Below are 18,133 nucleotides of genomic sequence, written 5' to 3' on the forward strand. Positions count from 1 at the left end.
TCTCGAATAAGAAAGCGGCTTAAAACATTTGATATCCTCTTTTTCTGAGCGCCTTTATGGCAATGCCTGACATGATGGCTCCCGCCAGTCCGCCCGCCAAAATCACGACATCCGCAACCGCTAATGACATGATGCGCTGAAACAGGCTTTGAAAGGATTCCCCCGGCGCCTGCACGTAACTGATCATCTTTTTATTGCTGATAATGAAAAGGCATACAATCGGATAGACAACAGCCATAATCCACGACATTCTAAGCAGCATGTTCAACAGAAAGCCTATGCCGAAAAACAGTACAAAAAATAGTACGATTGAGATCAGGACAACCGGCAAACTAATCACAAACATCCACCCCCTACAGCACTTTCAGTGTACCTCGGGGGCGGTAAAAAAGTCAACGTCTGGAAAAATCAGCGTCTCTCTTTGCCGCTTCCCTGGCAGGAGGGACATGTTTCGGAGCCGCCAAGAAGCAATTGAAAATACCCTTTACCTGAGCAGAACGGACATGCCGCCGTGCTTTTTGCTGTCGTTTTCATGCGGATCACCCTTTTTCTTAATTTTCTGATAATACACCATATTTACTTGTCAAGCACCAAGTCAGAATATGTAACAAATCAACTCATGTAAGCGGAAACATTCATTTTTTTCTCTTACATGCTTTTTATAGCGCTCTTTTCTAAAAAAAAGAGAAAACCCGCGGGCGCGGGTTTTCAGAAGAATTTAAACTTCCCTTTTTTCAGCGTCAGGCCCAGACCGCCGATCATAAAGAGCGAGCGGTTGTCAATGACCTTTTTCATAAAGGACGCCGGCATGCCTTTGAGCTTCCTGCCGTATACGACTCCGACAGCGTTATGCTCACCGAGGGAGGCGACGGTTCCTTTAATGTCAGGCTTGAACTCTTCAAGCTGGCCTCCTTTAATCAAACCGCCCAGATTTTTGGCGACCGTTTCTCCTTGCTGCATCGCGATCTGAGCAGTCGGCGGGTACGGCCGTTCCGTCTCTTCATTGATAAAGAGCGAGCTGTCGCCGAGAATAAAAACGTCATCATGTCCCGGCGCCCGAAGATCAGGGTTGACCTTGACACGGCCGCGCATATTTTCAAAGCCCGCTTCCTCCACGATCGGATGTCCGCGCACGCCCGCGGCCCAGACAACAGTCTGCGATTTGATTTCTTCCGGCTCTTCATCTTTCTTGCCGACTGTGACACCGTCTGCGCGGCATTCTTGAACCGCGGTGCCGATTTTAAATTCAACGCCTTTGCTCTCAAGGTATTGAACGGCGTAATCGACAAGCTCCGGATCAAATCCCGGCAAAACCGTCGGGGCGGCCTCGACACAGACGATCCGGACGAGACTTTCATCTATATCATAATATCTGCATAACTCCGGCTTGCGGTTCGCAAGTTCACCGAGAAATTCAATTCCCGTAAAGCCCGCTCCGCCGACAACGATGGTTAAGCGGTCAGGGCGTTTTTCAGCCTCCGTATTGTATGTCGCAAATTGGAGCTCAATATGGTCTTTCAGCTGGCGCGACGTATTAATATTCGCGATCGGAAAAGCGAATTCTTTTAAGCCTTTAATCCCGAATGTTTCAGGGACGGCGCCAAGCCCGATGACAAGATAATCATAAGGGATGTCCCCTTGTGAAAGCGTCACCTTTTTATTTTGCACATCTATCGCTTTTACGGTATCCTGCACAAATTTGACCCGTGATTCATTGATTACATCTTTTATTTGATATCTGCAGCGGTCATGATGCAGCGTTCCTGCGCTCGCTTCATGCATCCATGTCGTTTCATAATGATAATTGTGTTTATTGACCAAAGTAATGTCAGCGTCATTTGCCCCGATATGCTTCGGAAGCCTTGTTACTGTCATTAATCCACCATAACCTGCACCTAAAACCACGATTTTGGGTTTATTCAATGCCATCACATCCACCTTCTTTTTTTTGCTGTTAGACGCATAATCAAATCAACATTTGTATTAGCTTCAGCTTATTGGCGGGATTTTATGAAATGAAATATAAAATTTTTTAGAAAACCGCACATGTCTGCATATCACCATACTATCCGGAAGAATCAGAAAACATTCAGGAAAAAACAGATTGGAATTTGTCCCCATATTAGCGGCGGCCGCAATTTTTTTCAAGAATGAAGCGGCCGGGCGGTTTTCGGCACTCGTCATCCTTTTAAATTGTATGTTATAATTAATAACAATTTTCAATTAGGAGGCAATTTGGTATGCAAGAGGATTCAAAGGTTTATGATATTACGGTCATCGGCGGCGGCCCGGTCGGCCTGTTTACCGCTTTTTACGGGGGAATGAGACAGGCGAGCGTCAAAATCATCGAGAGCCTGCCTCAGCTTGGCGGCCAGCTCAGCGCGCTGTACCCTGAAAAATATATTTATGATGTAGCCGGATTCCCGAAAATCCGCGCCCAAGAACTTGTGAACAACTTAAAAGAGCAAATGGCAAAGTTCGATCAGACCATCTGCTTAGAGCAGGCCGTTGAATCTGTTGAAAAACAGGCGGACGGTGTGTTTAAGCTTGTCACGAATTCAGAAACGCATTATTCAAAAACGGTTATTATCACCGCGGGAAACGGCGCATTTAAGCCGAGAAAGCTTGAGCTGGAATCAGCGGAACAATATGAGGGCAAAAACCTGCATTACTTCATTGACGACCTCAATCAATTCGCAGGCAGACGCGTTGCCGTTCTGGGCGGCGGCGATTCCGCGGTGGACTGGGCGCTCATGCTTGAGCCGATCGCGAAAGAAGTCAGCATCATCCACCGCCGTGATAAATTCCGCGCGCATGAGCACAGTGTCGAAAACCTGCATAATTCTAAAGTCAACGTGCTGACACCGTTTGTTCCCGCTGAACTTGTCGGTGAAGACCGGATCGAACAGCTCGTTCTCGAAGAAGTGAAAGGCGACCGTAAAGAAATCATTGAAATTGATGACCTGATCGTAAACTACGGCTTTGTTTCTTCTCTCGGCCCGATTAAAAACTGGGGCCTTGAAATCGAGAAAAATTCCATCGTCGTCAAAAGCACAATGGAAACGAATATCGAAGGCTTCTTTGCCGCCGGAGATATCTGCACATATGAAGGCAAGGTCAAGCTGATCGCCAGCGGTTTCGGCGAAGCTCCGACAGCCGTGAACAACGCGAAGGCTTACATGGACCCGAAAGCGCGCGTCCAGCCTCTGCATTCTACAAGCATGTTTGAAAAATAATAAAAAAGAGTCTGTGTCATACCGGCACAGACTCTTTTTTATTTAAACATCCAAATATAATTCATGACGGTTCCGACAACGAGCGCAATGACAAGCGCCGACACGACCCAAATCGTGCCTAAAATAATCCGGTCCTGAATTTTCTGGGCTTTCGGGCTGTGCCCGGGCTGTTTTTGTTCCACACCGGCCCCTCCCTTCTTCTGCAAATCTATCTATCGTAACAAATGTCTTACAACACCCAATACTACTATGATAACCAAACTGCAAATGGATGACAAGCTGACCGCATATGAGGCGGCATGAAATCATTTGACATTCCTGACAAAACAAAGTACATTATAAAAAGACGAACATTTTAATTTTATTTAATTCTATTATTCGCTTTTAGGGGTGTTATATATGGAAAATGTATTTGATTACGAAGATATTCAGCTGATTCCTGCAAAATGCATTGTTGAAAGCCGATCTGAATGTGATACATCAGTTACGTTGGGCGGACACACGTTTAAACTTCCGGTCGTACCGGCCAACATGCAGACGATTATAGATGAAAACATCGCGGCCTGGCTCGCGGAAAACGGGTATTTTTATATCATGCACCGCTTCGAGCCGGAAAAACGCCTGACTTTTGTCCGGGATATGAAAGCGCGCGGACTGATTTCTTCCATCAGTGTCGGCGTGAAGGAAAATGACTATGAATTCATCCGGGAGCTGAAAGAACAGGAGCTTGTGCCGGATTATATTACCATTGATATCGCGCACGGCCATTCCAATGCCGTGATCAGCATGATTCAATTTATTAAAGAACATGTCCCGGAAAGCTTTGTCATCGCAGGGAATGTCGGGACGCCTGAAGCTGTAAGGGAGCTGGAACGCGCGGGCGCTGACGCGACAAAAGTGGGAATCGGCCCCGGGAAAGTCTGCATCACCAAAATTAAAACCGGCTTCGGAACCGGCGGGTGGCAATTAGCCGCGCTTCGCTGGTGCGCAAAAGCGGCGAGCAAACCGATCATTGCTGACGGCGGCATCCGCACGCACGGCGATATCGCGAAATCCATCCGATTCGGCGCGTCTATGGTCATGATCGGATCATTATTCGCCGGCCACGAGGAATCACCGGGACAAACGATCGAAATCGATGGAAAGCTGTACAAAGAATATTTCGGCTCCGCTTCCGAATTTCAAAAAGGCGAAAAGAAAAACGTCGAAGGCAAAAAAATGCATGTCGAACATAAAGGGTCTTTACAGGACACGCTGATTGAAATGGAGCAGGATCTGCAATCTTCCATCTCTTACGCCGGCGGCAATACACTCGAAGCCATCCGCAATGTCGACTACGTGATCGTAAAAAACTCTATTTTCAACGGCGACAGATTTTAACACGCAGCAGAGCCGCTCGAAGATAAAAAAAAATGACATTCAATATGAATGTCATTTTTTTATTAAATACCGAAATAAAGAGCCGCACTGGCTAACAGATTAATCACAAAAATAAACAAAAAGATGTAACGAATGAATTTATTTTGCACCGGAGCAAATATAAAGAGATATAGTCCTGCCACCCCAAAAGTAAGAACAGGAAACAGCCACTCAAAGGATAAAGAAATGATATAACCGATAATCATAACAATCGGCACACCGATTAATGATAATTTACTTCTCATATGATTTCTGCCCCTTTTACTTAAAAATTGGTGTGATGTAAGCTTCAATAATGGCAGCGGCGATCAGCAGACAAATAATAAGCAGCACCAATATTCCAATATGCCTGAACATTGAAGCGATTATCTTTTTTTCCTTAGAAAAACACAGCCTGATGACCAATTCAACGCCCTTAAAACCAATGGCGCCACTTAATAATAACGCAGGAACTTCAAATATACCATGAGGAATTAGCAGTAAAAAAATCTGATAAAAAGGAACCCCGCTATGTAGATTTTCTATAATAGAGCCGCTTAAAATAAACCCGTTGGTGAATAAATAAAAGATTGAGGTCAACCCAAAGGTAAAAAAACCCGCGGCTAAAAACAGACAAGCGATTGCATTATTTTTCAGCAGTTCAACCGCGCCTGACGAGCCGTTGTAAGACGCTGATGAAACAAAGTGATCGGAAAAAAACGCAGCGATCACACCCCCTGAAAAAAACAGCAATGACGCGGTTAACGGAATGACAGACGTCCTGATTGCCGGCAACAGGCGGTTCATCATGTATAGATACTCTCAGCCAATTCTTCAATCTCTTCTAATGAATGCTCGGATGACTGATACTCCGCCGCAAAAACGCCCTCATGTATAATACCGATCGTATCGCACAGCGAATGTGCCAGCTCCAGCAGGTGAGTCGATAACAGGACCGTATTTCCCTGCTTGACGTACTCCTTTAATAACGTCCGTATCGTTTTACCGCTGATTAAATCAATGCCCGTCAGCGGCTCGTCAAGAATTAATATCTTTGGCTGATGAATGAGCGCGGCCGCAATTGATAATTTTTGTTTCATTCCGTGTGAATATGTTTTAATCAGCTGATTTCCGTCTTGAGCAAGCTTCAGCGTCTCTAACATATTCTTTATATAATCATTTGTCCGCTGAGACGGCACTTGAAACATCTCCGCTGTAAAACGCAAGTATTCGACTCCCGTTAAATAATCATATAAAAAAGCATGGTCGGGCACAAAACCGATATCAGCCGATATTTGCCCCCCCTCTTCTGAATCCAGTTCCTTGCCGTCAATCATGACGCGGCCTGAAGTCGGTTTAAGCAGGCCCGAAATGATTTTCAAAGTCGTTGTTTTCCCGACTCCATTAGTCCCCAGCAAAGCATAGATTGAGCCTTTTTTCACCTCAAACGAAATATCTTTCAACACCTGTTTTTCACTATAGTTTTTTTGTATATTCACTAATTTAATCATTGTTCGCAAACCTTTCCGCCATATTGATTCTGCGAAGAAACAGAAACATGACTCCATAGTTTAATAGTGTGAACAGGACAAAAATACCTGATGCAGAATGAATAAGCATCGTTTCAAGTTCCGGCTTTTTATAGATAAAATACGATGTGATCGCAGCGATTTGAAGCGACACAATGAAAATGAAAGAACTGTATAAGTTGTTATACGTCTTTGCTTTCCCCGCTTCTCCAATTTCGTACAGATGCTCCCAGTTTTTCTTAGGATACAGGGCGGTGCTTGAAATCTGGACAAGACTGTATAAAAAACCCGAACATAAAAACACGATAAACAAGTAAATCGTCAGCGCCGCAGAAGACGGAAAAAACACCGTAATCAAAATGGTGATGATGAACGAATAGATAAGAGCGGCGAGATTATAAATACATACTTTCGGAAACACCAGCTGCCACGCATGTTTGATATTCCGGTGAAACAAATGCTGATTTTTTATTTCCCCGTCTACTGATAATACTGTTTTGAGCGCATCTCCGACGAGCTGATACGAAAAGTTCGCAATGATAACCGCCGCAGACACGATGGCGGCTGCCGAATACCCGATAAAGTGATGCGATAAAAGCGGAATACAAAAACCTAAAAACAGCATGAACAAATACAGCATACTGCCGAAATTCCTGATAAAAAACCCGTCAATTCTCGATAAGAACAGGAGGTCCTTTTGAAAAACGGCATGAAATATTTTGTTATTTCTATATAATTTCAGCTTTGGCGCAAAATCTGCGTTTGTCAAAAACATATAAGGAATAAGGTCCATTTTCTTCAGGGTGGCCGACCACAGTTTAAACATTCCTGCCGTTAAAAGGACGGCGGCCGCAAACACCGCAGCGAAAACGAGCACGGAATGTGAGCGGAATGCTAACCATACATACGGCGTATTCATGAGGATGTTCCGGAAAGCCGGTGACTCCGTAAAGCTTGAAAGATCCTTTGCGGTATACTCCCCAAACACGAGAAGATAAACGGCATACCCGACTGCAAGCGGAACCAGCAGGCTGACGCTGAATAAAATGCCTTTCATGATTTTCAAGTAAAACAATTTGCTCCACATATTTGTAAGAAGATAAACAACATAAGAAAACAGCATAGATAAAAATAAATTGAGAAGAAAATAAACGAAGCCCAAGAAAAATACGATGATCGCCGCAGACCCGGTCATGCCTGCGCTTGATAAAAACAAAAAGACCGGAAAAACAAAAAGATACCATACGAAAATGGTTTTTTTGATCGCCTGGCCGGCAAAAACAGAAAACAGCTGTAAAAAACGAACCTTTTTTAATTGATGAATGACCTTGCGCGTATCCAGCAGAAAGGCATTGTGATGTTCTTTAAAGAAGCCGGCAGCCCAAAAAAGCTGCTCAAGTGAAACGGCGATTAAAACAAATTGCCCCCATGCGCTGAGGGGCAGCTGAATCAGTTTTGTCCCGAATACAACACCGCATCCCAGGAAAACGAGATATAAACATAACAGAGAAATAATAATGGCAGACAGCAGTTTGCTGTTGAGTTGAGGAATGCCCCAATCTTCCTTTCTTTTTCGAAACGATGACAGGGTATTATATTTGATAAGAGCCGCAATTTGTTTGACTATCATACTTTCAATCCTTACATATGTATTTGGGAGAGAGGCTCTTTTTGCAGCTTGTACAAAAAGAGCAATTATTTATTGATCGATTTTACCAAGCAGCTGCGTATTTTTTGCCGTATTTCTTAATCATTGTTTTTGCTGTTGCAACGATTGCATAAGAAATCGCGCCTGCGCCTGTAACGATACCGATAAGAGAAATGATAGAAGCAATTGTTGATGCCGCATCAATAATATCAATTGCTTTTTTAGCTGCTGCTGTAGAGATGCCGAGAGTAGAAGCTAATTCAGCATTGGCTGAGAATGCATGAGCCGCCGCCACGTTTAATTCAGTTCCCGTTAATAATAGTGCATAAACCAATGTTGCTGCAGCAAGAGCCGCGCCAAACAAAATGAAAGACTTTTTATTAGATTTTACTAAGTTCATCATAACATCTCCCTACTCTGTTTTTTTAATTTATAATAAAATTCAGCTTAATTGACTCTCTCCCGAGCTAAATTTTATCCGCCATAAAATAGTTTAAGAAAATAGTAAAGAGTTTTAGTAAAACAAAACATCCAGTCAAAATGATTCTCTTGCCTTTACTGAGATCGGTCAGTTTTCCTGCGGCAGCATAAAGAGCCGCGATTGATATGAGCAGAAATGGGTCCAGCAGCTGCAGACTCAAGCTGGTGCCGCCGGCAGAATATATAAGCGAGGAATCAGCCGTTAAGTAGTTAACAACTGAAAGAATCAACATTTTAAATGCCGAGATTAAAGAAGTCAGCGTATATAGAAGCAAATATATTTTTTTCGGTTTTTTTGTACCGAGAATAAAAGCGGCAACGAATAACAGAAATCCGCCTATCAGAATTTCCACAAAAGTTGTGAAGATCATAAATCCTTGCAGAAACATGACAATCGTACGAACACTTTTCTCCCCGATATCGTAGGTACTTTCTCCGACGGAAGAATAATACGACTGCAGAACTTTATCTGAAATACTGAATTGGAAGAGTAATGAACAGATCAAAATGATGAAAAAAGAACTTAAAAATATTTTTTTATTGCTCAATTGACCTATCATATTATCATCCTTTTCTTACAAAATAAATTAACTATTCTATACTTTTACAATTTAGTTTAATCCTATCAAAAAATCAATATCCTTTCGAAAAATATGACTTTAGGACGTGTTGACAAAGAGCACATCTTTCAGATTTTTCAGTTCTATATACCCTTTATTTTTTTTTGAATTTGCAAATAGTATGATTTAGACAATTGATTTGAAGTTTTAGGAAGAACCTGTCGAAAGAGACGAAGGATATAAAAAAGGAGGATATCGTCATGTATCCTCCGGATGTATGATCGCCAGCACCTGATGATCTTCCCATTTTCCATTTATTTTTACATTTTTTCTCGCAATGCCTTCTTTATGAAAACCAGCTTTTTCGAGCACCCGGATTGACGCCTTATTGTGCGGCATGACTCCGGCTTCTATCCGATACAGTTTCAGCTCATTGAATGCATAATCGACTGCCAGCTTGACAGCCTTCGTCGCATAGCCTTTCCCGTTATGTTTGCCATCTAAAAAATAACCGATAAAAGCGCTTTGGAGGGAACCCCGAACCACCTGAAAAAGGCTGATCGTGCCAATCAGGGTCTGATCTTGAAGAAAAATGCCGAAGCTGTATTCTGTATCATTTTCCGCATTCTTCAGTGATTGTTCAATTCGTTTTTTCCGGCCTTCCAGCGTATAAAAATCCTCTTGTCTCGACATGGCAAACCGTTCAAAAAACATGCGGTTTTCCGTCTGCAAAACCAGTTCCTGCTCTGCATCATTCAGGCTGAGCGGCCTGATATCAACGCTGTTTCCTTCCTGCATATGCATCGCCGTCCTTTTGTTTTGATCAGAAACGTTTTTTAATTGCCTCTCACCCATGTGATACGGTACGCTTTATCGCATCAAGAAAATTCCAAGGCTTTACATTCACCTTTCCTTTCGTGACCTATGTCTGATGTGAGTAACCGAAACGGAATCACAAGATTCTTTTGTTGACTTAAACCGTGCTTTAAGCCGTATCATCATATTGTGACAAGGAAAGAATAGTTTTGGCGGGTTTCCCGATGATCTAAAAATCAATTTTACAGAATCACTGCTGTCTTATTTCATGCCTATTTGCGGGATGAATATATTGATTGGATCAAAGCTGAAATGTTGACAAAGAAATGTAAAAACAATCGGAAAAGAGGAGTTAATATGAAACTGACGGGAAATACAATACTGATTACAGGCGGAAATGCCGGAATAGGATTGGCTTTCGCAGAACGGTTTTTAAAAGCGGGAAATAAAGTCATTGTGACCGGACGGCGTGAGCACGCTCTTCAAAAAGCAAAGGAAACATTCCCGGATCTTATTACATATGTCAGTGATTTGAGCATTCCATCTGAACGTATATCACTGTTTGATTGGGTGAAAGAAAATTATCCGGAAGTGAATGTGTTAGTAAACAACGCGGGGATTCAACAACGTTTTCACGTGCTGAAAGCGGATGCGAAGGACAATTGGGACTATTTCAATAAAGAAATCACTACGAACATTGAAGCTCCCTTCCACCTGTCTATGCTGTTCGCTCCGTTTTTTGCCGGAAAAAAAGATGCGGCTGTCATTAACGTCTCTTCGGGATTGGCTTTTACACCGCTTGCCATTGCACCGATCTATTCAGCAACGAAAGCAGCGCTTCATTCATTTACAATGAGTCTGAGACATCAGCTTTCTGATTCATCTGTAGAAGTGATTGAAGTTGCGCCTCCGGCGGTGAATACAGATTTAGGCGGAGCAGGGCTGCATACTCAAGGAGAACCGCTGGATGAATTCGCTGATGGGATTTTTAAAGGACTGAAAGAGGGCAAACTAGAAATCGGATATGGTTCTTCAGCGGAACGGCTGCGCATGTCACGGGATAAAGCCGATGAACATACGGCAAATATGTACAATGCAATGAAACATACAATTGAATAACATCTTTGAAAAAGCAAAACCCGCTTCTGTTGAGCGGGTTTTATTTTTATTAAACAGATAAACGCCTTTCTTAACAATGGTGCAAGCGCCATCGAAAAGAAAGACGTCATATTTTTTCATCCTAAGAATGGCGGGTTGACCCTTAGCACTCTTCCGGCGTACCGGCGTTTTTGGCCGTGCGGAAAGAAGAACCGCAGCCGCAGGAAGCGATGGCGTTCGGGTTGTCAATGGTGAAACCGCCGCCCATCATGGACTGTTTGAAGTCAATGATCGTGCCGGTCATGATATCGAGGCTTTCGCTGTCGACCAAGACGGTGATTCCGTGCTGTTCAAACATGCTGTCTTTTTCGCCTTTTTCGTGCTCAAATCCCATTCCGTAAGACAGGCCGCTGCAGCCGCCGCCTTTTACGCCCACACGGAGAAATGCGTTTTCTTCTTCATGCTCTTTCATCATATCTTTTATATGCAAAGCCGCTGCTTCAGTAATGGTTACTGGAACACTCATAGGTAGACCTCCTTTTTTAAAAACGGATGCTGATATCTATTATAAACCTTGAGGAGAGTATTTCTCAAACGAGCTGTTTATAAATAATAGACGCCGCTGCATACGGTTTCGGCGGGTCCCGTCATCAGCACATGCCCGTTATCCTGCCAATTAATCACAAGGTCGCCTCCCGCTAAATGAACGGTGATATCCCGGTTTCGTTCAGAAACACCGTTCAATACGGATGCGACAGCCGCCGCACAGGCGCCTGTTCCGCAAGCCTGTGTAATGCCGGAGCCGCGTTCCCATACGCGGAAATGAAGTTCATCGGCGCTGACGGTTTCCACAAATTCGACATTGACGCCTTCCGGAAATCTCGGGTCTTTTTCAATGACGGGACCGAGCGTTGTAAGAGGCGCTTGATTGATATCCGCAACCGGAAAAACAATATGGGGGTTTCCCATTGATACGGCTGTTCCGGAAAGCTCCGTTTCTCCAAAAACAAAGGTTTCATCGATCGTCCGTTCATCTTCATTGCCGAGCATCGGCAGCTCTTTTTTGGTGAGGCGCGGTTCGCCCATATCGACGGCGACTTCACGCACAATCCCGTTGTCCTCTGTAATGTCTGCTTTCACAAGACCTGAAAGCGTCTCAATGAAAAAGGACGTTTCTTCTGTCAGCTTATGTTCGTATGCGTACTTTGCCACACAGCGAAGGCCGTTGCCGCAATTTTTCCCTTCTGAGCCGTCATTATTAAAAATCCGCATTTTGACGGGCGCTTTTTCTGACGGACAGATGAGGATCATTCCGTCAGAGCCGATGCCCGTGTGAATGCTGGACACTTTAACGGCAATCTCAGCCAGCCGTTCTTCCGGCAGCTGTTCTTCAAATTGATTTACATATATATAACTGTTTCCAAGACCGTGCATCTTGGTAAAACGGAATGAATTCATATCGGCCTCCAACTTTTTTTCTTTTACTTAGTATAAAAGCTCTTCTGCTCGGACACAATACAAATATCCCCCGTTTTTCATACATAAAAGCTCCCTGCATATGCAGGGAGCTTTTATCGTTTACTAAATAAACATGCCGGCAATCGCCGCGCTGAGAAGGTTTGCGAGTGTTCCCGCAATAACCGCTCTTAATCCGAGGCGCGCAATGTCCGAACGGCGGCTTGGGGCCAATCCGCCCAGTGTGCCGAGCATAATCGCAATCGAAGAGAAATTGGCAAATCCGCACAGCGCAAAGCTGATAATCGTAGACGTTTTTTTAGAAAAGTCCGCAATATGCGGACCGAAGTTTGAATAAGCGACAAACTCATTCAGCACAAGTTTCTGTCCGATATAGCTTCCCGCTCCGAGCGCTTCATGCCAAGGAACGCCGATTACAAATGCGATCGGTGAAAACACGTAACCGAGAATGGATTCCAATGTAATATGTTTGAAACCGAACCAGCCGCCGATTCCGCCGAGAATTCCGTTCACTACGGCGATGAGCGCGACAAACGCAAGCAGCATGGCGCCGACATTTAGAGCAATCTGCAGACCCGTTGACGCGCCTTTTGCCGCTGCATCAATCACATTAGCGGCGCCCTCGCCTTCTTCGTCCATATTAAAATCGCCTTTTATCGTCTGCGTTTTTTCCGTTTCAGGTATTAAAATTTTTCCGAACACGAGACCGGCGGGAGCCGCCATAAAGCTGGCCGCCAGCAGGTATTCGATCGGAATGCCTAACAGGGCGTAACCGAAAAGCGTCGAACCCGCTACAGCCGAAAGGCCGCTCGTCATAATCGTAAACAGCTCGGAACGGGTCAATCCCGCAATCAGCGGTTTAATGGCAAGCGGTGATTCAGACTGTCCGACAAAAATATTCGCAGCCGCCGCAAGCGATTCCGTTCTGCTTGTCCCAAGAAGTTTTGACAGTCCGCCTCCGATGACGCGAAAGATGAGCTGCATGATTTTCAAGTGATACAAAACGGCAATCAGCGCTGAGAAAAAGATAATGACCGGCAGAACGCTCAGCGCAAAAGCTGGGCTGCTGCCCACTTTTAACAGCGGGCCAAAAATAAAGCTGATGCCTTCGTTCGCATAATCAATGAGAAGCTGCACACGGCTTGAGAACCATAAAAATACGGCCCGGCCGGCGTCCCACTTTAATACGATGAATCCGAAGGCCATTTGTAAACATAAACCGACAATAACGGTTCGCAGGTTAATTTTGCTTTTCTTCTCTGATAACAAAAAAGCAATGGCTAATATAGCAACTGCCCCGAGCAGCCCCCAAACGATATTCAATGAATCCACCTCTAAAATTTTATTTAAAAAAAGTCTTTATTAAGATAACAATATTTATTTTTGCTGTCTACAAATTTTTTATTTTGCCAAAACCCGGGGCGCAATAAAAAAGAGACCCCGTTCGGAGCCTCTGATTAAAACATCGGATTTTCTTCTATGAATGTATATATGTTGTCAACCAGTTCAGCAGGTGTGCCTCCCGTGACCACTTCGCCGTTAACCAGGGCGAACAGGGACTCCATGCATTTTCCGCAATAGCTTAAACAGCCGTATTCAAGCACGTCCAAGTTCGGATCCTTCTCTAAGATCTCAAGTGCTTCCTGGGAACCGCGCGCTAAATTGCTGACACAGAATTCAATCATCGGATTCATGCGGTTTCACCTCACATATGTACCTTATCCTAACGGAATTTCCTCTATTCGTCAAAGATCCGGTTTCACGCTCAATGTTATCGTAACATATTAATTCAGGTTAAAGGTTTTACTATTACGTGTTTTGTGGTCAATTTGTAGGTTATTTTAAAACTATTATTGTGGTTTTAGATCAAATTCGATATAATTCTAGATGTTATTTTACATAGTTCGTTATTTTGTAACAACATTGACTACCATATTTTTCGGGCAAAAGGGGAATCATTATGAAAAAATTGGTCTTGATCGGCGGGGGTTACGGAAACATGCGGGTGCTGCACCGCTTACTGCCGAACCAGCTTCCGTCAAATATATCCATCACGCTGATTGACAGAAACCCGTATCACTGCTTAAAAACAGAATATTATGCGCTCGCCGCCGGCACGATTTCTGATCATCATATCAGGGTGTCTTTTCCTGAGCATCCGAATCTGGATGTTCAATACGGTGAGGTGGCTTCCGTCGACACGAAAAACAAACAGGTTCTGTTTCATGACCGCGAACCGATTTCTTACGATGACGCGGTGATCGGACTGGGCTGCGAGGATAAGTATCATAACGTGCCCGGCGCGCCGGAACATACTTACAGCATTCAGACCATTGATCAGTCACGCGAGGCCTATCAAAAGCTGAACAACCTCGGCGCCAATGCATCTGTCGCTATCGTCGGAGCGGGATTAAGCGGCGTGGAGCTTGCCAGTGAATTAAGAGAGAGCCGTGACGATCTGAAGATTATGTTATTTGACCGGGGCGACCTGATTTTATCAAGCTTTCCGAAAAGACTCAGCAAGTACGTTCAGAAATGGTTTGAAGAACACGGCGTCACCATTATCAATAATGCGAATATTACAAAAGTGGAAGACGGGATCGTTTATAATCATGATGAAGGAATACCGGCCGATGCCATCGTGTGGACGGCGGGAATTCAGCCGAATAAAGCCGTCAGAGAAATGGACGCTGAAAAAGATCCGCAGGGCCGCATCGTTTTAACACCGCACCACAATCTTCCGGGCGATGAGCATGTTTACGTCGTCGGTGATTGCGCGAGCCTGCCGCATGCGCCGAGCGCCCAGCTGGCTGAAGCACAAGCGGAACAAATTGTGCAGATCCTCCTGAAACGCTGGAACAATGAAGAGCTGCCGGAAACAATGCCGCAATTTAAGCTGAAAGGCGTTCTCGGTTCACTCGGAAAAAAAGCGGGCTTCGGTCTTGTCAACGACCGTCCGCTCATTGGGCGTGTGCCCCGTTTATTAAAATCAGGCCTTTTATGGATGTACAAGCATCATAACGGCTGATAAGAAAAAAGCCGCTGATTGCGATCAGCGGCCATTTTTAAGAGCCCGCCACATAGCCGCGCTTTTCCATTTCTTCATATATATCTTTTAAATGCGGATTCCCTTCCCCCACAATGACATCCTCCACCAGCACGAGCGGATAGAAAAATTCATCGTTTCTGATGCGCTCCGCAAGCTCTTCTGTCTCCTTTTGCTGAGGCGGTGCGTCAATATCAATATACCGCATGTTAAAAGGCTGCTCCGGGTATTTCCGTTTCAGCGCCGCCTCCAGCCACTCAAACGTATCTTTGGCGCTCGGCATATTCACGCAGCTTGCGCAGAGCGTTTCAGCGCCGTAAACACTGAGCGTAACCGGCTTTGTCATGTATATCATCCCCTTTACACCAGTATACAAAGGACGGGGCAGCTTTTGTATAAAAAACGGTTTTTATGTTCAAGTTTAAATATGCTATAATGGAGAAAGCAGCTTTGCAAACCAAACATTAGATTTTTACCGTTACTGTGAATATAATGGTTTTATGTATATGAAAGGAGCGAATCTCATGACTGAGGTTGAAATGAAAGAGCAAGTACAGGAAGTATTGGATAAATTACGTCCGTTTCTGCTTCGTGACGGCGGTGACTGTGAGCTTGTTGATGTAGACGAAGGCATTGTAAAGCTTCGCCTCCTTGGCGCATGCGGCAGCTGCCCAAGTTCAACGATTACGCTGAAAGCCGGAATCGAACGCGCCCTTCTTGAAGAAGTACCGGGTGTCGTTGAAGTAGAACAAGTATTTTAATCATAAAACCAGGCTGCATGACAGCCTGGTTTTTTATTTTTTACAAATAGTCATCAAACCATGAACAAATATAACGGATGCGTTTCATCCGCTGTTCCGGATGGCCGCTTCTCGACAGCTCATGCGTGGCTTTCGGAAATCGGATGAACGACGTCGTTTTGTTCAGTTTCTTCAACGCGGTAAAAAGCTGCTCGGCCTGCTCTATCGGACAGCGGTCATCTCGCTCACCGTGCAGAATCAAAAGCGGCGTCGAAACGCGGGACGCATATTTTACAGGAGAACGATCCCAAAGCTTATCCGCTTCCTCAAACAAATCATGTCCGAGCTGCCAGTCGGTAAAAAAGAAACCGATATCGCTGACACCGTGGAAGCTGAACCAATTTGAAATGGAGCGCTGCGTGACGGCTGCTTTAAAACGGCCTGTCTGCCCGACAATCCAATTCGTCATAAACCCTCCGTAGCTTCCGCCCGTCACACCGAGACGGCCGCTGTCAATAAACGGATACGCCTGAACGGCTTCATCCACCGCCTGCATGACATCACGGTAATCTCCGCCTCCGTAATCACCCCTGACACGATTGACAAAATCCTGCCCGTAGCCGTGGCTTCCTCTCGGGTTGACATACACGACAGCATATCCTTGTGCGGCCAGCACTTGGAATTCGTGAAAATACGTATGGCCGTACATCATGTGAGGCCCGCCGTGTATGTATAGAATGAGCGGATAAGTTTGATCCTCTTCAAAAACGGCGGGCTTTAAAAACCAGCCGTTTACCGTCAGCCCGTCCTTTGTTTCATATTGCAGCTTTTCCGGCACGGATATGATGCGCTCCTCAATAAACCGATCATTGTCGGATGTCAATTGCTTCTCTTCCCCATCTTCGAGCGAAATGCTGTAAAGCTCGGAAGGCTGTGCGGGTTTGGCAATGACAGCGATACAGCTTTTCTGATCAGGATGAAAAGCAAAACCGTTCACATACTCTTCTTCTAATCGGATCGGATATACGAGGCCGTCAATCGAGATATAATAAATACCGGTGCTTCCCTGCTCGCTCCCGAGAACGTAAAATCCCTGCCCGTCGTTTGTCCATACCGGCAGGGGCGTCACTCCTCCTATGATTGAATCCGCAATCAGCGCATCGCTCAAATGAACATCCAGCATGTCGGTCAGGCAGGTGAGCCGCTCAGTTTTCACGTCGTACAGCCACGCTTTTTCTAAAGTCGCATTGCGAAATTCATTTTCATGGCCCAGCATCGCGATATAAGAACCGTCCGGTGAAAACACGCAGGAACCGAAAGAACCGCGGTGCGGCGTAATCTGCTTCAGGCTTCCATCCGCCAGATTCATCAGATAGACATCGCTCGGTTTTCCGGCGTCACCCGGCTCGCATAAATTGGCGGTAAACGCAAGCTGCCTGCCATCCGGTGAAAAGGCCGCGTCATAATGATCCGCTTCATGATCCGTCAGCTGCTGAATCTCCCCCGTTTCAAGATGAATCAGCACAAGCTGGGCCCAGCTTCCGTTCAGCAGGCCTTTCCCGTCACGTTTATATGTTAATGACTGAATGTCAACCGGCTCATACTCGTCATGCTTCTTTTTTTCTTTCTCATCGGCGCGCTCCGCTGATGTCAGACTAACGGACACAAGCACGGATCTGCCGTCGGGCGCCCATATCGGATCTGATACGCCCCAAGGAATATCGGCCGCCTGTTCCGCCTCTCCGCCGGCAGCGTCGATGATGTACAGCTGAGGGACGCCGTTCTCCCTGTCAGAAACAAAGGCGAGGCGCCGTCCGTCAGGCGACCACCGCGGACTTGTATTTTTATTGTCCCCGAAAGTCCACGGGTTTGAGATGCCTGATTCTGTGTCATATACCATAATGGCTGAGGAATAGGAATCACGCTTATGATTGACTGTTGTCCGGACGTAAGCGGCTCTTCTGCCGTCAGGGGCATATTGCGGGTCTGTCACGGATACGAGTGACGCAATGTCCTCCTCGGTTATGAGTTTTTTCAAATCGTTTCTCCTCCTTTTCTTTTTTATTTCGCTTCCCTAAATAAAAATCCTTCTCCAGAAAAAGAAAG

22 protein-coding genes are annotated in these 18,133 nt (G+C 45.1%); 5 read left to right on the forward strand and 17 right to left on the reverse strand.

The features are described 5' to 3' along the window. Positions 1–19: 19 nt before the first annotated feature. From J6600_RS14920 to J6600_RS14930, 3 genes are all read right to left on the reverse strand, one after another. Complete coding sequence (locus tag J6600_RS14920; protein ID WP_003151989.1) at positions 20–340, reverse strand: YuiB family protein; 321 nt, start codon at positions 338–340, stop codon at positions 20–22. Between the two features lie 68 nt (positions 341–408). Then, positions 409–534, reverse strand: coding sequence for a YuiA family protein (locus tag J6600_RS14925; RefSeq protein WP_007408708.1), 126 nt, complete (start codon positions 532–534; stop codon positions 409–411). 174 nt (positions 535–708) lie between these two features. Next, entirely contained in the window at positions 709–1,929 is a 1,221-nt protein-coding gene (locus J6600_RS14930; protein WP_007408709.1) for an NAD(P)/FAD-dependent oxidoreductase, read from the reverse strand. A 311-nt stretch (positions 1,930–2,240) separates the two neighbouring features. On the opposite strand from J6600_RS14930, the gene yumC reads away from it, so the two are divergent. Next, positions 2,241–3,236 (forward strand): ferredoxin--NADP reductase 2, encoded by a 996-nt coding sequence (gene yumC, locus J6600_RS14935; RefSeq protein WP_007613496.1) that lies wholly within the window; start codon positions 2,241–2,243, stop codon positions 3,234–3,236. 38 nt (positions 3,237–3,274) lie between these two features. On the opposite strand, the gene J6600_RS14940 is transcribed toward yumC, so the two are convergent. Continuing rightward, on the reverse strand, positions 3,275–3,418 hold the full coding sequence (locus J6600_RS14940; protein ID WP_003151982.1) for a hypothetical protein: 144 nt from the start codon (positions 3,416–3,418) through the stop codon (positions 3,275–3,277). A 217-nt stretch (positions 3,419–3,635) separates the two neighbouring features. Between J6600_RS14940 and guaC the strand changes: the two genes are divergently transcribed. Further along, entirely contained in the window at positions 3,636–4,616 is a 981-nt protein-coding gene (gene guaC / locus J6600_RS14945) for a GMP reductase (RefSeq protein ID WP_065180448.1), read from the forward strand. A 62-nt stretch (positions 4,617–4,678) separates the two neighbouring features. Here the strand turns inward: guaC and J6600_RS14950 are convergent, their stop codons facing one another. From J6600_RS14950 to J6600_RS14980, 7 genes are all read right to left on the reverse strand, one after another. Next, the gene (locus tag J6600_RS14950; RefSeq protein WP_003151978.1) at positions 4,679–4,900 is read right to left on the reverse strand and encodes a DUF5970 family protein; all 222 of its coding nucleotides are present in this window, start codon (positions 4,898–4,900) and stop codon (positions 4,679–4,681) included. A 16-nt stretch (positions 4,901–4,916) separates the two neighbouring features. Then, on the reverse strand, positions 4,917–5,444 hold the full coding sequence (locus J6600_RS14955; RefSeq protein ID WP_053285181.1) for a stage II sporulation protein M: 528 nt from the start codon (positions 5,442–5,444) through the stop codon (positions 4,917–4,919). Beyond that, positions 5,441–6,145: an ABC transporter ATP-binding protein gene (locus tag J6600_RS14960; protein ID WP_007613514.1), complete on the reverse strand. Its 705-nt coding sequence runs from the start codon at positions 6,143–6,145 to the stop codon at positions 5,441–5,443. The genes J6600_RS14955 and J6600_RS14960 overlap by 4 nt, the downstream gene beginning before the upstream one ends. Continuing rightward, on the reverse strand, positions 6,138–7,793 hold the full coding sequence (locus J6600_RS14965) for a hypothetical protein (protein WP_053285180.1): 1,656 nt from the start codon (positions 7,791–7,793) through the stop codon (positions 6,138–6,140). Before J6600_RS14965 ends, J6600_RS14960 begins: the two co-directional genes overlap by 8 nt. Positions 7,794–7,875: 82 nt before the next feature. Continuing rightward, complete coding sequence (locus J6600_RS14970; protein WP_003151973.1) at positions 7,876–8,211, reverse strand: uberolysin/carnocyclin family circular bacteriocin; 336 nt, start codon at positions 8,209–8,211, stop codon at positions 7,876–7,878. A gap of 67 nt (positions 8,212–8,278) precedes the next feature. Further along, positions 8,279–8,851: a hypothetical protein gene (locus J6600_RS14975; protein ID WP_007613520.1), complete on the reverse strand. Its 573-nt coding sequence runs from the start codon at positions 8,849–8,851 to the stop codon at positions 8,279–8,281. Positions 8,852–9,109: 258 nt separating this feature from the next. Further along, on the reverse strand, positions 9,110–9,649 hold the full coding sequence (locus J6600_RS14980) for a GNAT family N-acetyltransferase (protein ID WP_209387555.1): 540 nt from the start codon (positions 9,647–9,649) through the stop codon (positions 9,110–9,112). A 375-nt stretch (positions 9,650–10,024) separates the two neighbouring features. Here J6600_RS14980 and J6600_RS14985 point away from each other — a divergent pair, with 375 nt between their 5' ends. Beyond that, positions 10,025–10,786 (forward strand): SDR family oxidoreductase, encoded by a 762-nt coding sequence (locus J6600_RS14985; RefSeq protein ID WP_022553725.1) that lies wholly within the window; start codon positions 10,025–10,027, stop codon positions 10,784–10,786. Between the two features lie 142 nt (positions 10,787–10,928). Here the strand turns inward: J6600_RS14985 and J6600_RS14990 are convergent, their stop codons facing one another. The 4 genes from J6600_RS14990 to J6600_RS15005 form a co-directional block, all read right to left on the reverse strand. After that, positions 10,929–11,291 carry a HesB/IscA family protein gene (locus tag J6600_RS14990; protein WP_003151967.1) on the reverse strand — a complete coding sequence of 121 codons (363 nt, stop codon included), beginning with the start codon at positions 11,289–11,291 and terminating at the stop codon, positions 10,929–10,931. Positions 11,292–11,368: 77 nt separating this feature from the next. Next, positions 11,369–12,223, reverse strand: coding sequence for a diaminopimelate epimerase (dapF, locus tag J6600_RS14995; RefSeq protein ID WP_012118345.1), 855 nt, complete (start codon positions 12,221–12,223; stop codon positions 11,369–11,371). 123 nt (positions 12,224–12,346) lie between these two features. Further along, the gene (locus J6600_RS15000) at positions 12,347–13,564 is read right to left on the reverse strand and encodes a NupC/NupG family nucleoside CNT transporter (protein WP_012118346.1); all 1,218 of its coding nucleotides are present in this window, start codon (positions 13,562–13,564) and stop codon (positions 12,347–12,349) included. Between the two features lie 134 nt (positions 13,565–13,698). Next, positions 13,699–13,935, reverse strand: a complete 237-nt coding sequence (locus J6600_RS15005) for a YuzB family protein (protein ID WP_007408721.1) — start codon at positions 13,933–13,935, stop codon at positions 13,699–13,701. A 266-nt stretch (positions 13,936–14,201) separates the two neighbouring features. On the opposite strand from J6600_RS15005, the gene J6600_RS15010 reads away from it, so the two are divergent. Beyond that, the gene (locus J6600_RS15010) at positions 14,202–15,269 is read left to right on the forward strand and encodes an NAD(P)/FAD-dependent oxidoreductase (protein ID WP_209387556.1); all 1,068 of its coding nucleotides are present in this window, start codon (positions 14,202–14,204) and stop codon (positions 15,267–15,269) included. Between the two features lie 37 nt (positions 15,270–15,306). Here J6600_RS15010 and J6600_RS15015 read toward each other — a convergent pair whose 3' ends face one another. Beyond that, positions 15,307–15,633: a YuzD family protein gene (locus tag J6600_RS15015; RefSeq protein ID WP_017419453.1), complete on the reverse strand. Its 327-nt coding sequence runs from the start codon at positions 15,631–15,633 to the stop codon at positions 15,307–15,309. A gap of 79 nt (positions 15,634–15,712) precedes the next feature. Between J6600_RS15015 and J6600_RS15020 the strand changes: the two genes are divergently transcribed. Then, positions 15,713–16,048: a NifU family protein gene (locus J6600_RS15020; RefSeq protein ID WP_169510385.1), complete on the forward strand. Its 336-nt coding sequence runs from the start codon at positions 15,713–15,715 to the stop codon at positions 16,046–16,048. A 40-nt stretch (positions 16,049–16,088) separates the two neighbouring features. On the opposite strand, the gene J6600_RS15025 is transcribed toward J6600_RS15020, so the two are convergent. Next, the gene (locus tag J6600_RS15025) at positions 16,089–18,065 is read right to left on the reverse strand and encodes a S9 family peptidase (protein ID WP_209387557.1); all 1,977 of its coding nucleotides are present in this window, start codon (positions 18,063–18,065) and stop codon (positions 16,089–16,091) included. Between the last annotated feature and the right edge of the window lie 68 nt (positions 18,066–18,133).

The sequence above is a fragment of the Bacillus sp. LJBV19 genome, assembly GCF_017797845.1.
Classification (GTDB): domain Bacteria; phylum Bacillota; class Bacilli; order Bacillales; family Bacillaceae; genus Bacillus; species Bacillus velezensis.

Excerpts from the sequence above, each read along its gene's own strand:
- J6600_RS14925 (WP_007408708.1), bottom strand. The coding sequence starts at position 534 with ATGAAAACGACAGCAAAAAGCACGGCGGCATGTCCGTTCTGCTCAGGT.
- J6600_RS14930 (WP_007408709.1), bottom strand. The coding sequence starts at position 1,929 with ATGGCATTGAATAAACCCAAAATCGTGGTTTTAGGTGCAGGTTATGGT.
- yumC (WP_007613496.1), top strand. The coding sequence starts at position 2,241 with ATGCAAGAGGATTCAAAGGTTTATGATATTACGGTCATCGGCGGCGGC.
- guaC (WP_065180448.1), top strand. The coding sequence starts at position 3,636 with ATGGAAAATGTATTTGATTACGAAGATATTCAGCTGATTCCTGCAAAA.
- J6600_RS14950 (WP_003151978.1), bottom strand. The coding sequence starts at position 4,900 with ATGAGAAGTAAATTATCATTAATCGGTGTGCCGATTGTTATGATTATC.
- J6600_RS14955 (WP_053285181.1), bottom strand. The coding sequence starts at position 5,444 with ATGATGAACCGCCTGTTGCCGGCAATCAGGACGTCTGTCATTCCGTTA.
- J6600_RS14960 (WP_007613514.1), bottom strand. The coding sequence starts at position 6,145 with ATGATTAAATTAGTGAATATACAAAAAAACTATAGTGAAAAACAGGTG.
- J6600_RS14965 (WP_053285180.1), bottom strand. The coding sequence starts at position 7,793 with ATGATAGTCAAACAAATTGCGGCTCTTATCAAATATAATACCCTGTCA.
- J6600_RS14970 (WP_003151973.1), bottom strand. The coding sequence starts at position 8,211 with ATGAACTTAGTAAAATCTAATAAAAAGTCTTTCATTTTGTTTGGCGCG.
- J6600_RS14975 (WP_007613520.1), bottom strand. The coding sequence starts at position 8,851 with ATGATAGGTCAATTGAGCAATAAAAAAATATTTTTAAGTTCTTTTTTC.
- J6600_RS14980 (WP_209387555.1), bottom strand. The coding sequence starts at position 9,649 with ATGCAGGAAGGAAACAGCGTTGATATCAGGCCGCTCAGCCTGAATGAT.
- J6600_RS14985 (WP_022553725.1), top strand. The coding sequence starts at position 10,025 with ATGAAACTGACGGGAAATACAATACTGATTACAGGCGGAAATGCCGGA.
- J6600_RS14990 (WP_003151967.1), bottom strand. The coding sequence starts at position 11,291 with ATGAGTGTTCCAGTAACCATTACTGAAGCAGCGGCTTTGCATATAAAA.
- dapF (WP_012118345.1), bottom strand. The coding sequence starts at position 12,223 with ATGAATTCATTCCGTTTTACCAAGATGCACGGTCTTGGAAACAGTTAT.
- J6600_RS15005 (WP_007408721.1), bottom strand. The coding sequence starts at position 13,935 with ATGAATCCGATGATTGAATTCTGTGTCAGCAATTTAGCGCGCGGTTCC.
- J6600_RS15010 (WP_209387556.1), top strand. The coding sequence starts at position 14,202 with ATGAAAAAATTGGTCTTGATCGGCGGGGGTTACGGAAACATGCGGGTG.
- J6600_RS15015 (WP_017419453.1), bottom strand. The coding sequence starts at position 15,633 with ATGACAAAGCCGGTTACGCTCAGTGTTTACGGCGCTGAAACGCTCTGC.